This is a genomic window from Halogeometricum sp. S3BR5-2 (genome assembly GCF_031624635.1).
Lineage (GTDB): Archaea > Halobacteriota > Halobacteria > Halobacteriales > Haloferacaceae > Halogeometricum > Halogeometricum luteum.
Genome location: NZ_JAMQOQ010000004.1, coordinates 376,580 through 389,452, shown reverse-complemented (window position 1 = coordinate 389,452; position 12,873 = coordinate 376,580). Strand labels below are relative to the sequence as shown.

7 protein-coding genes are annotated in these 12,873 nt (G+C 64.4%); 4 read left to right on the top strand and 3 right to left on the bottom strand.

The annotated features are described in order from the left end of the window. Positions 1-219: 219 nt before the first annotated feature. From ilvA to NDI79_RS16425, 3 genes are all read right to left on the bottom strand, one after another. Entirely contained in the window at positions 220-1,482 is a 1,263-nt protein-coding gene (gene ilvA, locus NDI79_RS16435; RefSeq protein WP_310929705.1) for a threonine ammonia-lyase, read from the bottom strand. A 93-nt stretch (positions 1,483-1,575) separates the two neighbouring features. Next, on the bottom strand, positions 1,576-4,128 hold the full coding sequence (locus NDI79_RS16430; protein WP_310929704.1) for a GcvT family protein: 2,553 nt from the start codon (positions 4,126-4,128) through the stop codon (positions 1,576-1,578). Positions 4,129-4,709: 581 nt separating this feature from the next. Next, the gene (locus tag NDI79_RS16425; RefSeq protein WP_310929703.1) at positions 4,710-5,684 is read right to left on the bottom strand and encodes a formyltetrahydrofolate deformylase; all 975 of its coding nucleotides are present in this window, start codon (positions 5,682-5,684) and stop codon (positions 4,710-4,712) included. A 368-nt stretch (positions 5,685-6,052) separates the two neighbouring features. On the opposite strand from NDI79_RS16425, the gene folP reads away from it, so the two are divergent. The 4 genes from folP (at position 6,053) to glyA (ending at position 12,838) form a co-directional block, all read left to right on the top strand. Then, positions 6,053-8,455 (top strand): dihydropteroate synthase, encoded by a 2,403-nt coding sequence (gene folP, locus NDI79_RS16420; protein ID WP_310929702.1) that lies wholly within the window; start codon positions 6,053-6,055, stop codon positions 8,453-8,455. 762 nt (positions 8,456-9,217) lie between these two features. Next, complete coding sequence (locus NDI79_RS16415; protein WP_310929701.1) at positions 9,218-10,432, top strand: DUF8073 domain-containing protein; 1,215 nt, start codon at positions 9,218-9,220, stop codon at positions 10,430-10,432. A 147-nt stretch (positions 10,433-10,579) separates the two neighbouring features. Beyond that, positions 10,580-11,446: a methylenetetrahydrofolate reductase gene (locus NDI79_RS16410; protein WP_310929700.1), complete on the top strand. Its 867-nt coding sequence runs from the start codon at positions 10,580-10,582 to the stop codon at positions 11,444-11,446. A 147-nt stretch (positions 11,447-11,593) separates the two neighbouring features. Next, positions 11,594-12,838, top strand: coding sequence for a serine hydroxymethyltransferase (gene glyA / locus NDI79_RS16405; RefSeq protein ID WP_310929699.1), 1,245 nt, complete (start codon positions 11,594-11,596; stop codon positions 12,836-12,838). Positions 12,839-12,873 lie beyond the last annotated feature (35 nt).

The following is a 12,873-nucleotide window of genomic DNA, read 5'->3' as shown; positions in this document are numbered from 1 at the left end:
ATGATACACAACCTCATGTTGGGGAGTGAACGGAGAGTGATAAATATTCACGTATAGTTCGTTATAGTGTCTGGTTGTGGATGGAGAGCGGGACGGATTCTCCCGATATCGGGTCGGTCGTCGGATTCCGTCGGCAAGGGGGCGGCGAGCGCGTTTACGCGCTGCGGACTGCTGTGTCCGCCGCGTTCGAGTCCCTGCTCGGCCGCGGTGATGCGACTCTCATCGAGACGCGTCCTGCCGGGCTTTCGTCACGTCGGCGACGGGATAGCCGGCCTCTTCGAGGGAGTCGACGATCGACGCCGCGTGCTCCACGCCGCTGGTCTCGACGTCGAACACGAGATACGCCTCGCCGACTTCGAGGTCCTCGATGGACCGGTCGTGGCGGACGTTGCGGATGTTCGCTCCGTGGGCGGCGATACAGCCGGATATCTCCTGCATCTTCCCCGGTTGGTCGTCGATGTGCACCCTAAGCTGGAGGAGCTGTCGTCGTTCGGTGAGCGCGTGGACCAACACCGTCTGCAACTGCGTCATGTCGAGATTCCCGCCGCAGAGCAGCGGCATCACCGTCTCGCCGCTCACGTCCAGTTCGTCGCTCAGAATCGCCGCGACCGACGCGGCGCCCGCCCCCTCGACGACCTGTTTGGCCCGTTCGAGGAGCACGAGGATGGCGCGGGCGATTTCGGTGTCCGAGACGGTGACCACCTCGTCGACGTTCTGTTGGATGATGTCGAGCGTCGTCCGCGAGATGCCGCCGGTCGCGATTCCGTCGGCGATGGTGTCGACTTCGTCGAGCGTCACCGGCATTCCCTTGTCGAGACTCTCGTGGACCGTCTCCGCCCCGGTCGCCTGCACGCCGACGACGCGCGTCTCCGGGGAGAGGTGTTTGATCGCCGTCGAAATACCGGAGATGAGCCCGCCGCCGCCGATGGGGACGACCACCGTGTCGACGTCGGGGCAGTCGTGGTACATCTCGACGCCCAGCGTTCCCTGCCCGGCGATGATGTCCGTGTCGTCGTAGGCGTGGACGAACTCCGCGTCCGTCCCTTCGACGGCCGACTGCGCCCGCGACATGGTCTCTTGGAAGTCCTTGCCGACCAGTTCGACCGTGGCGCCGTAGTCGCGCGTCGCGTCGACCTTCGTCTGCGGGGCGTTCTCCGGCATGTATATCGTCGAGTCGGCCCCGCACTTCGTCGCCGCCAGCGCGACACCCTGCGCGTGATTGCCGGCGCTCGCGGCGATGAACTCGTCGACGCCGCGTTCGACGTCTTGGCTGATCTTGTTGTACGCGCCCCTGGTCTTGAACGAGCCCGTCCACTGGAGGTGTTCCATCTTCAAGTAGACCTCCGCGTCGACGAACTCGCCGAGCGAGGTGCTCCGCTCGACGGGCGTCTGCTTTACGACACTGTCGTCGTCGAGGCGTTCGCGTGCCCCTTCGATCTCTGCGTACCGGACGGGGAGTCCGTCCGCGTCGTCGTCGGTCATGGGTAGTAGGTGTGGTGAGGGAGGGTGTTTCGAGCGCGTATCGCTCGTGGACGGAAGCGCGGTTTCGAATCGATGATGCCGAAGGACCCCGCGTTACCGGATGATCTTCTCCCGGCCGGGGTCGAACAGCGGTTCCTCGCGCACGGTCGCGTCGTACAGTTCGCCCTCGCACCGAATCTGCACGTCCGTCCCGGCTTCGGCGTGTTCGCTCGGAACGTACGTGTACGCGATTGACTCTCCGATGGTGTACCCGTAGTCGCCGGCTTGGACGTATCCGATCGCCTCGCCGTCTTTCAGCACCGGCCGTCCGCTCAGGGCGATGTCGGTCGAGTCGTCGAGCGTGAGGGGAGTGATGCGCGAGTCGATTCCCTCCTCCTTCGCGGCTTCGAGCGCGTCCTTACCGATGAAGTCGGTCTCCATGTCGACGGCGAACGGGAGACCGGCCTCGAACGGGTTCGAGTCGGTGTCGATGTCGGTCCCCCAGAGGCGGAACCCCTTCTCGAGGCGCATCGATTCGAGGGCGCCGCCGCCCATCGGCCGCACGTCGAGGTCCTGCCCGGCCTCCCACAGCGTCTCCCAGAGGCGCCGGCCGTACTCGCTGGGCGTCCACAGTTCCCACCCGAGTTCGCCGACGTACGAGACGCGCAACGCGATGACGGGCACCTCGCCCACGTACATCTGCTTCGCGCTGAAGTACGGGAAGCCGTCGTTCGAGACGTCCGCGTCGGTACAGCGCTGGAGCAGGAGGCGGGACTTCGGACCCCAGAGGCCGATGGTGGATTTCGCGCCCTCCTCGACGTGGACGGAAACCGTCTCGGGGGCGTGCTCTTCGAGCCACGAGCCGTGGATGCGCGGGGAGTTGCCGCCGCCGGTCGTCACCATGTACTCCTCGTCGCCGAGGCGGACGACGGTGACGTCTGCGAGGATGCCGCCGCCCTCGTTCAAGAGGAGCGAGTAGCGCACCTTCCCCTCCTCGATGTCCATGTCGTTGCTGCACACCCGCTGGAGGAACTCGCCGCTGCCCTCGCCCGAGACCATAATCGAGCTGAAGGTGGTCATGTCGAACATCGACACGTGCTCGCGCGTGTGGAGGTGTTCGGCTCCCTGGACGGGTGAGCGGTTGATGCCCTGCCAGCCGTCCTGCTCCGGAATCTGGTCCTCGTACCGGTCGACGAGGTCGGCGTTGGACTCGTAGTACTGCGCCGACTCCCAGCCGCCGCTCTGGACGAACTCCGCACCGAGGTCTCGCTGCTGCTCGTAGAACGGACTCGTGCGCAGTCCGCGGTGGTCGTCGGGTTGCCAGCGCGGTTCGACGATGCTGTACACCTGCTCGTAGCGCTTGGCGCCGCGGTCGACGAAGAAGTCCTTCTCGCCGGCGTGGGGTTCGAAGCGCCGGACGTGGATGCCGCCGGAGTCGACCGGTCCCGAGGGGAGCCGCGGAACGCCGTTCTCCATCCACTCGGCGACGATGCGGCCGTAGCCGGCGGAGTGGGTCCACCAGATGGCCAGCGCGGTCCAGAGGCCGTCGACCTGCGCCGTCGGGCCGACGGCGGGCATCCCGTCCGGCGTGAACACGAAGATGCCGTTCTCGGTGACGGCGTACTCCTGGTCGGCGCTTGCCGGCAGGAGTTCGTCGAACGCCTGCTTGGCGGATTTGTCGCGGTCGGGGTGGGTCGGGCGCTCCCAGTGCTTCTTGGTGAATCCGCGGACCGACGACTGCTGGTCCTCGCTGTTGCGACCCATCTCCTCGGGGTCGACCGACAGCGCCTCGTGGTTGTACGACCCCATGCCGAGCGCGTCGCCGTGGGTTCGGAAGTACAGCGAGTGGTCCTGGTCGCGGCCCACCGGTCGGTTGGGTCCCTCGCTCATGTACTCCTGGATGGCGCGGTTGCCCGGGACGTCGAGTCCGGCCGTGTTGTCGCCGACGGCCGAGTCGGCGTCGGCCAACTCTTCCATCGGTTCGGTGACGACGTACTGGTGTTCGACCGGCGCGATGGGGAGGTCGAGCCCGGCGAGTTGGCCGGTCTGGTAGCCCCAGTTGTTCGTCGCGATGACGCAGCGGTCGCAGTCGATGCGCCCCTTGTCGGTGACGACCGATGTTATCTCGCCGTTCGACACCTCGAGGTCCACCACTTCGGTGTCGCCGACGAAGTTCGCGGGCGTATTTTCGATGTACCACTGGAGCGTCTCGATGCCGTCGACGCGGCCGTCGGTCGGGGAGTAGTAGCCGCCGAGAATCTCCTCCTCGTCCACCAACGGGAGTCGCTCGCCGACCTCTTCGGGCGAGAGGAGTTCGGGGTCGGGAAGCCCGTAGGAGGTCGCCCACTCGAAGCGACGTCGGAGGAAGTCCATACGCTCCTCGCTTCGGGCGGTCTCGATGCCGCCGACCTCGTCGTACGTGCCGATGTCCGAGAGGAAGCGACTGGTGTAGTAGGCGGCCTTCGTCTGTACCTTCGACGGCGACGTCTGAAACATGATCCCCGGCGCGTGGACCGACGACCCGCCGGTGACGGGAAGCGGGCCTTGGTCGACGACGGTGACGTCGTCGGCGCCGAGTTCCGTCAAGTGGTATGCGACGCTGCACCCGACCGCGCCCGCGCCGATGACGACAGTCGTCGACTGATCAGGAAGGTCCGTGGCATTCATCTCTGTTACAGCCGATTCTTGCCGTCAGTATGTTAAATACACCGGTGCCCCCGGGAGTTCTAACTCAGAACCCTCCTGAGAGGCGCTCAGTAGCCACAATATCCTCAATTCGTCACCCAACGAACATCCCAAGCATAAACTAACACATTTTTGATACTCTGATGTGGTGGAAACCGCGGCTCGGTCACTAGTCCGGAACAGAGAGCTACCTCCCGCGAGCAGCGGTACCGTCGCCTCTTTTACTCCTCTTCCTGATATTCGGGGAGAGCGAACACGAGCGCTCGTGCCGCTCGGGACATTTCACCGGCCGATTGACGTGGTTCCTTGCCAGTCTCGAACGGAGCGAGTCCCGAACCATCCGCCGCGGCGGTACCGACCGAATTGCTGGCTGTCTCCACCGCCGAACGCCGGGTCGTTGGCCGGTGTCTCCGTCGTTAGCTATCGTGATCACCGTGAAATAGCAGGGGTACGCTCCGAGTGAACTCGGCCTCGAAGACAGAAACCAAGTGGAAACCGCTCAAGAAGAACACTCACCGCCGTCGCCGCGAACGAACTGACGAGGTGACTGTTCGGTACGGGAATCAGTCGTCGGCGGTAGCCGTCTCGTCCAACTCGATGGGCGTCTCGTCGAAACCGTCGATCGGACCGTCGGGAATGATCTGGTTGAGTTGGTCGGGAGCGCCGAGTTGCGCGTCGGTCTCTTCGGGGTTTTCCAACTCCGTCCGACCGAACTGTACGGAGAGTTCGTCGTCGAGGTGGAGTTGGATGGCTTCGAGGAGCGCCTCGGCCTCGAGCGGTTGCCCGAGCCGTTTCATGTCCTCCTCTGTGGCCCCCGGGGGGATATTGAACGCACGCTGCGTGATGATGGGCCCTTGGTCGAGGTCCGTCGTCACGTAGTGGGCGGTGACGCCGGCGATACGAGCACCCTCTTCGAGAGCCTGTCTGTACGCGGCGGCGCCGGGGAACGCGGGGAGCAGACTCGGGTGAACGTTGATTATCTGGCTCTCGTAGCGGAAGACGACCTCGGGCGAGAGAATACGGATAAAGCGCGCCAGCGCGATCAGGTCGACGCCGTATTCGCTGAGCAGGTCGAGCAGCCTCTCCTCGTCGGGGGTCCCTTTCTCGTCGCCGATGTCGTGGAAGGGTACGTCGTACTTCGACGCGAGCGACTGGAGGTGGTCGTGGTTACCGATAACCACCTCGATATCCGCACCGAGGTCGCCGTTGTCCTCGGCCTCGAGTAGCACTTCGAGGCAGTGACTCTCCTTGGTGACGAGTACGGCGATAGACCGGTTCTGGCAGTCGGACGGGAACTCTATCTGTACCTCGACGTCGAACCGCTCGCCGAGGTCCTCGAGGTCCTCTCGGAACTTCGGCCGAGTCGTCACCATCTCCGAGGTATCGACCTGCATCATCATCCGAAACGTGCCGTCTCGGACGGCCTGATTGATATCGAGGATGTTGACGTTGCGATTGAACAGTGAGGAGGTCACCTCGGAGATGAGGCCCGTGTCGTCCTCTCCGATGACGGTTATCTCGGTCCACTCGCGACTCATAGCGGGTCCTCTCCTCCGGCCGCTACCGTCTGTTCCGGTCCCTTTCGACGAGTCGATCTGTCGGAGGTAGAGTCCGTCTGCTCACCGGGTAACGGGTCGTAGTCCGGTGACGCGGACCTCCGTGTCTCTGTGTCGGGCATTCACGCCGTTTTTCTGCGTCTCCGCTCATTAAGCTTGTTTCTCCTGCTAGCACTGGGATACGTTGTGTTTCGGAGCACATCACATGAATGGGTTGATATATAGAGAACATCGGACAGCGCGGCGAACGCCCGAAGCGGCGCGCAGAGAACACACACTCGCCACTGAGCCCTTTCGTCCGGCTATAGGTGTGGCAACAAATTAATACAGACACGGCGTTCCTACGTGGTATGGACTACCACGAGGCAGTCGACTATCTGGAGAGCTTGAACCGCTCCCGACCGAAGCTCGGAACGGAGACGACCGCCAGAATGCTGTCTGCTCTCGGGGACCCTCACGAACGCGTCGACCACGTCCAGATAGCGGGGTCGAACGGGAAGGGAAGCACGGCGGTGATGCTCGAACGGATACTGCGAGAGGCGGGTCTCGACGTCGGACTCTACACGTCCCCGGACTTGAACGACTTTCGCGAGCGCGTTCGGATCAACGGGCGGAAAGTACCGAAAGACCGCGTCGGGTCGTTCGTCGAGGAGATCGAACCGTGTATCTCCCGTCTGCGGGACGAAGACGACTGTCCCACCTACTTCGAAGTGCTCACCGTACTCGCACTCCAGTACTTCGGAACCGAGGACGTCGACGTGGCGGTTCTGGAGGTCGGTATCGGCGGTCGGCACGACGCGACAAGCGTGGTCGACCCGGTGGCGAGTGCGGTCACGAACGTGAGCTTGGAGCACACCGACATCCTCGGCGAGACCGTTCAGGAAATCGCGCGGGACAAGGCGCAGGTCGCACCCGACGGGGAACGACTCGTGACGAGCGCGGACGGCGAAGCGCTCGAAGCGATCCGAGCGGAAACGGACGTTCTCACGGTGGGCGATACGGAGACCGACGTCGTCGCTCGAGAGGGGGAGATGCCCTCGCGTATCGAAACCTCCGTCTCCATCGTCGGTCCGGACTGGGACGTCGCCGCGAACCTCCCGCTGCCCGGAAAACATCAGGCCACGAACGCCGGAGTCGCGGCGACGCTCGCCCGGCGGGTTTCGGACGTCGATGCCCCGGTTATCGAACGGGGTCTCCGCAGCACCCACTGGCCGGGTCGGTTCGAGATACTGTCCACCGACCCGCTCGTGATCCTCGACGGCGCTCACAACCCGGCCGCGTGTCGAACCGTCGCAGACCTCCTCGACCGGTACGAGTTCGACGAGACACACCTCGTCTTCGGGGCCATGACGGAGAAGGACCACGCGGAGATGTCGGATGCACTCCCCGGAGCCGACGTGATTCGCCTCTGTCGACCGGACGTGAGTCGGGCCGCCTCCTTCGACGCACTCTCGGACGCGTTCGCGTCGCGTTCAGCCGAGATCAGACGGGACGAAACGGTCCAGACGGCCGTCGAGCGGGCACTCGACGCGGCTGACGAGGACGACTGCGTGCTAGTCACGGGTTCGTTGTACGTCGTCGCCGAAGCTCGCAATCGCTGGACGCGGCTTCAGATTCCGAAGCGGGTGCGGACGTCCGACGCCGCGCGCTCCGTTCTCGCAGAGGCGTCCGCCGACGAGGAGTTCGTCGGAGACGTCGCCACGCACACGTTCAAGACGTGGCTGTACGACGAACAGGCGGAGTACTTACAGCGGCTGATGCAACGGATCGGCGGAACGTGCGTCCTCTCGAAAGCTGGTTCCTCGGACAGACACGTTCCCGCAGTCCTGTCCGGAACCACCGCCCAGTACGAGCGTCTCTCCGACGCGGAGCGCCGCGGTGAACTGGGACTCTCGCACACGCTGGACCGGTTCAGAGAGACCATCGATAGGGAGGAGACAGCCGGCGAGCGTCCGTGGGACGCCGACACAGCGGTCATGGGAGTTCTGAACGTGACGCCGGACAGCTTCCACGACGGCGGCCGGTACGGCCGAGTCGAGGACGCCGTCCGACGGACCCGCGAGATGATCTCCTCGGGCGCGGACGTCGTCGACATCGGCGGAGAGAGCACCCGACCAGGGGCCGAACCGGTCGCGGTCGAAGAGGAGATCGAACGCGTCGTCCCGGTCATCGAGCGTATTTCCGACGTCGAGGTGCCGATCTCTGTCGACACGAGACGGGCTGCCGTCGCGGACGCCGCCTTAGATGCGGGTGCAGACATGATCAACGACGTCTCCGGACTGGCGGATCCGGAGATGCGATTCGTCGCCGCCGACCACGGCGTGCCGACCGTCATCACGCACAGCGTGGACACGCCCGTGGATCCGAACCACGCGGTAGCGTACGACGACGTCGTCGAAGACGTCGTCCGAGAGCTCAACGAACGGGTGTTGCTCGCCGAAAAGGCGGGGCTGAATCGCGAGCAGATTATCGTGGACCCCGGGCTGGGATTCGGGAAATCCGCCGCAGACTCCTTCGAGTTGGTCGACAGGCTAGGGGAGCTACGCGCTCTCGGATGTCCCATCCTGATCGGCCATTCGCACAAGTCCATGTTCGAGCGCGTCGACTGCAGTTCCACCGAACGACTACCACCCACGATAGCGACCACAGCAATCGCGGCCGATCGAGGGGCGGACGTCGTTCGCGTTCACGACGTCGCGGAGAACGCCGCTGCGGTCAGGACGCGTCGTGCGATAAGTGGGACGTACGACTGATCTTCTTCCGGTAGAAGAATTCTCGAAAACTCATTCGGATCACAGAACCGCAGAGCGCACCGAGAAGCGGTGCGCTTCGCAACTGCGCGGCGGAGTACCACCCGTCAGCCGCTGGTGTGCTCCCCGCGCAGTTCGCAGTCTGCGGAGTAGAAGGCGTCGAAAGGGTCGAGACGGAGCGAACTCCGCGGGTATTCACCGCATCTCCATCCGGTCGAGGTTCGGTTTCGGGGCGGTGAGCTTCGACCTGCGTCCTCTCGGATTTCGAGCGCTCGAGAACGGGTCCTATCGTTTGTCTTCCCGTGTCTAAGCCCGTTTTCCGCGAATGTGAGCGTGAAGAACTGATATTTATTACCACCGTTCCTGCACTCCGGTGAGCCAACGTCGTTGTCGGCGTTCCGGCGTTCTATGTCCCGATCGGAGGCGTCTCAATTCGGTCGCAAGTACGCTTCGAACGGATGTATCCGGGAGTGCCCGGATTCGTCCTAGAGATAGCGAATTTATTTTGCGAGTGAGTAGAAGGGCCGAGACCGTGAACTCGGGTGAGTTCTAAGCTTCTCACCCTGTTGTTGATTTCGATGGAACCGATGCCGGATAGCTGTGCGAATCAGCGTGCGATAGCGTTCAGGGGCCGTCGGTTTCGCGAGGAGGGGTGATTCGGCTCTCTCGATGATTGATAGGTTTTCTTCCACGGAGGGATAGTAAAAGGGTGGGCTGTTCCCCACGTACGATTATGCTTGATAGTATGCTATGTTCTATCAACGCATGTCACTCGGAACCTGCTTCGACCTTCTCTCTCGAATCGTCGAGCGGTACGAGTCAGAAGGGGGGTCGGTACGAGCGGTCGAGACGACGACGGACGACGACCGAGCGGTTCGGGCGACAATCACCGTTTCGGCCGCAGTCCTTGGTTCAGCGGGCGGACAGAGGCCGACGCTCGTCGCCGAGTCGGCGTCGGTCGACGACGAAGGCGGCGTCGAGGTTTCGTTCTCCGCGTCGAACCTCGCAGACGTCGTAGAACACCACGGAGCGTCCGTCGACGCCGATGTCCGGGGAGCATCGAGCACCGACGACGGCGAACTCGTACTCACCGTCGGAGTCGTCATCGAGCCGCTGACCGACGCCTCGGGGATGGTTTCGACGGACGACGCTGACGCCGAGACGGACGTAGGTGCGGACGGAACCCAGCTAGCGGCCGGCGAGAGTTCGGATAGCATCGAGAGAACGGCCGAGAACGGTGTCGAGGCGTTCGGCGGTGGCGACGGGACGGGGGAAGACCGAACCGAGGCAGACGAGCGCGGCGGTGACGGACCGACGGCATCGCCGTCCGCGGCCGAGGAACTCGCGGCGGTTCGGGACGAGTCGGTCCTCCCGTGCGAGGACGTCGAGTACTTAGAGCGACTCTACGAACGGTGCGAAACGTTCACCGAGATGACGCGACTAATCGAGATGGACGTCACCTCGGAGACCGTCAGACGGTACATGATCGAGGCCGATATCCACTCCCCGACCACCTACGATACGGTTCCCCGGACCGAAGAGTCGGAGAGCGGAGAGTCCCAACTCCGGGAACCCGGTACCGGCGAACCGGACGGCCCGAAACCCGAGTCCGACCCGTCCACGGCGCAGAGCACGGTTCCCGACTCGTCGGGAACGGACCCCGACGAGGAATGGGAGTCGGAGGAAGATTCCTCGTCCGAACCGTCCCCCGACGCGGTCGGTGCGGAGAAACTCGTCACCGACGGAATCGGGCTGCCGAACAGCGTTCAGATCCCGGACGTGGTCGACGCGGTCACCGTCTCGGTGACCCTGTACGGGTTCGCGCGGCGGCTCGACCTCGAACAGGAGGACGCGCGGGAACTCCTCCGACAGTTGGACCTACTCGACTTCGTCCCCAGACGGCTCCCGGCGGGGCGACGACAGGAGATATCGCACGAGGACGTCGCCGAACAGATCCGCCGGAGCGCCGGGAGCGCGTAGGCCGACCGCCGCCCCCGATCCGTCGCTGCGGTCCGCGCAACCAACGCTCCGAACCCGCCGGTCGCTCGGCGTCGTCGGTCAACTTAAATGGGTGCTGTGAGTCACCCGCAAAGGGAAGTGATTCCACACCAATCCTTGGCACAAGCGATGTCCTTGAAATCCGAGTCGAAAACGGTCGACGACGTCAGCAACGTGGAACTTCTCCTCGGGAACACCCGCTACGAACTCATGCCGTTCGAGAGTTTCGACGAGGAAATCGCTCATCTCCCGGACGGGGCGACGATCGCCATCACGACGTCGCCCCAACTCGGCATCGACCGCACCGTCGAGAAGACCGAGATGGCGGCCGAACGGGGATACGAGGTCGTTCCGCACGTCGCCGCCCGCTACGTGGAGGACCGAGAGCACCTGGCGGAGATCGCCCGCCGACTCACCGAGGCGGGCGTCACGGACATCTTCGTTCCCGGCGGCGACCGCGAGGAACCGGCCGGCGACTTCGAGTCGGCGTACGACCTCCTCACGGCGCTCGAGGAGACCGAGTACGAGTTCGAGGAAGTCGGCATCACGGGATATCCCGAGGGTCACGCCTTCTTGGACGACGAGACCCTCCGAGAGTCGATGGTGCGCAAGGAACCCTACGCGACGTACATCGTCACGCAGCTCTGCTACGACCCCGAGACGGTGCTCGAGTGGATATCGGAGGTGCGCGACCGCGGGGTCGACCTGCCGGTCGAGGTCGGCATTCCGGGCGTGATGAAGTACCAGCGGCTGCTCGAAATCTCACAGAAGGTCGGCGTCGGCGACTCGATCCAGTTCCTGAAGAAGACGACCGGAATCCTCGGATTTGTCCGCCAACTCGTCGGCTCCCGCGGGACGTACAAGCCGGACAAACTGATCGACGGCCTCGCTCCCTACGTCGCCAACGAGGCGTACGACATCCGCGGCCTCCACATCTACGCGTTCAACCAGACGGCGGACCTCGAGTCCTGGCGGCTCGAACGTCTCGAGCGGTAACCGTCTCGCGCCGTCGCACCGCGGGTCGACGAGCTACCTCCGGGGACGCGTCGTCCGCTCGTTCGCGCGCTTCAAACACGACCGGTCGACCGTCCGTCAGGTCATGTCTGCGGATAGACTATTAGGCGGCGGTTCGGAGACCTACGCATGTCGTACGACACCGTCCGCGAGACGGATTCGACCGCCGCCGAACTGCTCGAAGAGGAACGAGCCAGACAGAACGGCACGCTGGCGATGATCGCCAGCGAGAACCACGTCTCCGAAGCCGTCATGGAGGCCCAGAGCTCCGAGTTGACCAACAACTACGCCGAGGGCTATCCGGGCGAGCGCTACTACGGTGGCTGCGAGGTCGCCGACGGAATCGAGCAGTTGGCGATCGACCGCGCGAAGGAGCTCTGGGGCGCCGAGCACGTGAACGTCCAACCCCACTCCGGGTCGCAGGCGAACATGGCCGTCTACCTGGCGATGCTCGACCCGGGCGACAAGATTCTCTCGCTCGACCTCACGCACGGCGGCCACCTGAGTCACGGCCACCCGGCGAACTTCGCCGGGCAGGTGTACGACGTCGAGCAGTACGAGGTCGACCCGGAGACGGGGTACGTCGACTACGAGGGACTTCGGGAGATAGCCGAGTCGTTCGACCCGGACGTGATCGTCTCGGGATACTCCGCGTACCCCCGCGAAGTCGATTTCGAGCGGGTCCAGACGACCGCCGACGCCGTCGGGGCGTACCACCTCGCGGACATCGCGCACATCACCGGATTGGTCGCCGCGGGCGTGCACGAGTCCCCGGTGGGCGTCGCCGACTTCGTGACGGGGTCGACGCACAAGACCATTCGCTCCGGTCGCGGCGGCATCATCATGACTTCCGAGGAGCACGCCGACGCCGTCGACAAGGCCGTCTTCCCCGGTACCCAGGGGGGTCCGGCGATGCACAACGTCGCCGGCAAGGCCGTCGGATTCGGCGAGGCGCTGGATCCCGGGTTCGAGACGTACGCGAAACAGACCGTCGACAACGCGCAGGCGTTCGGCGAGCGCCTACAGGAACGCGGGCTCAGCCTGGTCTCCGGCGGCACCGACAACCACCTCGTGCTCGTGGACCTCCGGCCGTCACACCCCGACACGACGGGGAAAGAGGTCGAGTCCGCCTTAGAGGAGGCGGGGATCGTCCTGAACGCGAACACCGTTCCCGGCGAGACGCGGTCGGCGTTCAACCCGTCGGGGATCCGGGCGGGGACGCCGGCCCTGACGACCCGCGGATTCGACGAGGACGCCTGTCGGGAAGTGGCCGAAATCGTCGCCGAAATCGTCGAGTCGCCGACGGAGGACGTCGTCGCCGACGTGAGCGACCGCGTGAACGACCTTGCCGCGCGGCACCCGCTGTACGACTGAGCGCCGGAGAGTCGGTCGTGAAGTGAAACGGTCCC

Bases quoted from the DNA above. Each gene is read 5' to 3' on its own strand.
- ilvA (WP_310929705.1), bottom strand. From the start codon at position 1,482: ATGACCGACGACGACGCGGACGGACTCCCCGTCCGGTACGCAGAGATC.
- NDI79_RS16430 (WP_310929704.1), bottom strand. From the start codon at position 4,128: ATGAATGCCACGGACCTTCCTGATCAGTCGACGACTGTCGTCATCGGC.
- NDI79_RS16425 (WP_310929703.1), bottom strand. From the start codon at position 5,684: ATGAGTCGCGAGTGGACCGAGATAACCGTCATCGGAGAGGACGACACG.
- folP (WP_310929702.1), top strand. From the start codon at position 6,053: ATGGACTACCACGAGGCAGTCGACTATCTGGAGAGCTTGAACCGCTCC.
- NDI79_RS16415 (WP_310929701.1), top strand. From the start codon at position 9,218: ATGTCACTCGGAACCTGCTTCGACCTTCTCTCTCGAATCGTCGAGCGG.
- NDI79_RS16410 (WP_310929700.1), top strand. From the start codon at position 10,580: ATGTCCTTGAAATCCGAGTCGAAAACGGTCGACGACGTCAGCAACGTG.
- glyA (WP_310929699.1), top strand. From the start codon at position 11,594: ATGTCGTACGACACCGTCCGCGAGACGGATTCGACCGCCGCCGAACTG.